The 1,911-nt window shown below is 76.9% G+C and carries 1 protein-coding gene; it reads left to right on the forward strand.

Translation table 11 applies throughout. The features are described 5' to 3' along the window. The first annotated feature begins 276 nt into the window (after positions 1-276). The gene (locus NT8_RS28010; RefSeq protein ID WP_084469349.1) at positions 277-1,872 is read left to right on the forward strand and encodes a nucleobase:cation symporter-2 family protein; all 1,596 of its coding nucleotides are present in this window, start codon (positions 277-279) and stop codon (positions 1,870-1,872) included. The last annotated feature ends 39 nt before the right edge of the window (positions 1,873-1,911 follow it).

Raw genomic sequence — 1,911 nt, forward strand, 5'->3', positions numbered from 1 at the left:
CCGGGGCGCCCCTCCCCGCCCCGGCCGGGCGGCCCCCTCGCCCCACCCCCCGACCCCCGTCCCCGCGCCCCGCACCGGGCCGCGGGACGGGCCGCGGGCGCGGCGCCGCCAGCGCGCCCGCACCCTCGTCAGCCCTGCACACGCACCGCTGACCCCTTCGGCGGCCGGACCCCAGCCGGAACCCGGCCGCCGCCCCACCCGAGGACCCCCGGCCCCGATGCGCCCGCACGCGGCGGGGGCACCGCGGGCCACGACCGAAGGGGCTGAAACCGGCACATGAGAATCCGCAGATCGGCGCCCGGCGGCGCCGACGCACCACCCGCCGCCACCGACACCCCCGTCACCTCCCCCGCCACCGGCACCGGCGCGCCGCCGCCGGACCGCCCCGAGGACGAGCGCCTGCCGCCGCGGCTGCTCCTCCTCTACGGCCTCCAGCACATCCTCACCATGTACGCCGGCGCGGTCGCCCCCGCGCTGGTCATCGGCGGCGCGGCCGGGCTCGGCGGCGCCGATCTGGGCATCCTCGTCAGCGGCGCGCTCCTGGTGGCGGGCATCGCCACCCTCCTGCAGACCCTCGGCCCCTGGCGCACCGGCGCCCGGCTGCCCATCGTCGTGGGCGCCTCGTTCGTGCCGGTCAGCGCCATGACCGCGATCGCCGCCGACCCCGGGCAGGGGCTGCCGGTCGTGTTCGGCGCCTCGATCGCCGGGGGCCTGTTCGCCCTCTGCCTGACCCCGTTCTTCGGCCAGCTCGTCCGGTTCTTCCCGCCGGTGGTCACCGGCACCCTCATCACCGTCATCGGCCTGTCGCTGATGCCGGTCGCGGCCGGCTGGATCGTCGACGGCGGCACCGCCGTGCACACCGTCGACGGGGTCGCCACCGAGGTCCCGATGCCGGCGCTGGGCGACCTCGCCCTCGGCGGGGCGACGCTGGTGCTGGTGCTGGTGCTCTCCCGGGTGCTGCCGGGCCTGCTCAGCCGGGTGTCGATCCTGCTCGGCCTGATCGGCGGGACGCTGCTCGCGGTCCCGTTCGGCGCGGCCGACTTCGGCGGCGTGGCCGACGGCCCGGTGTTCTCCCTGGGCTCGCCCCTGCACTTCGGCCCGCCGGAGTTCCCGCCCGCCGCGGTGCTGACGATGTGCGTCGTCATGCTCGTGGTGCTCACCGAGGGCGCCTCGCACATCATCGCGGTGGGCGAGATCGTGGGCGCGAAGGTGGACGGCCGGCGCATCTCCGCCGGGCTGCGCGCCGACGTGAGCGCCTCGATCATCGGCCCGATCTTCAACGGCACCCCGGGCAGCTCGTTCGCGCAGAACATCGGGCTCATCGCCCTGACCGGGGTGCGCAGCCGGTTCGTCGTCGCCACCGGCGCCGGGATGCTCATCGTCCTCGGCCTGTTCCCGATCCTGGGCCGGGTGGTGGCGGCCATCCCGATGCCGGTGCTCGGCGGGGCCGGGCTCGTGCTGTTCGGCACCGTGGCCGCCAGCGGCATCCGCACCCTGGGCAAGGTGGACTTCGACGACAACCTCAACCTGGTCCTGGTGGCGACCTCGCTGGGCGTGGGCATCGTGCCCATGGCCGTGCCGACCTTCTACGACGCCCTGCCGGGGTGGCTGTCGACCATCCTGCACTCGGGGATCGTGGGGGCGGCGCTGATGGCGATCGTGCTGAACATCCTGTTCAACATCGTCGGCGGCGGCCGGTTCGCCAAGGGGCCGTCCGTGTTCGCCGCGGCGCCCACGCTCGACCAGACCTACCCGACCGACGGCGCGGACGCGGAAGCCGACCCGGCGAGGGGCGCGGCCGCCGACGCGGACGCCGCGACCGGCGCGGCCGGGGGCGCGGCCGCCGATCCGGCGCCGTCCCGGGACGGCTGAGACGCGGCGGCCCGGGGCGGAGGTCCGCCCCGGGCCGCC

The sequence above is a fragment of the Nocardiopsis trehalosi NBRC 14201 genome (assembly GCF_001552555.1).
Classification (GTDB): Bacteria; Actinomycetota; Actinomycetes; order Streptosporangiales; family Streptosporangiaceae; genus Nocardiopsis_B; species Nocardiopsis_B trehalosi.

Bases quoted from the DNA above. Each gene is read 5' to 3' on its own strand.
- NT8_RS28010 (WP_084469349.1), top strand. From the start codon at position 277: ATGAGAATCCGCAGATCGGCGCCCGGCGGCGCCGACGCACCACCCGCC.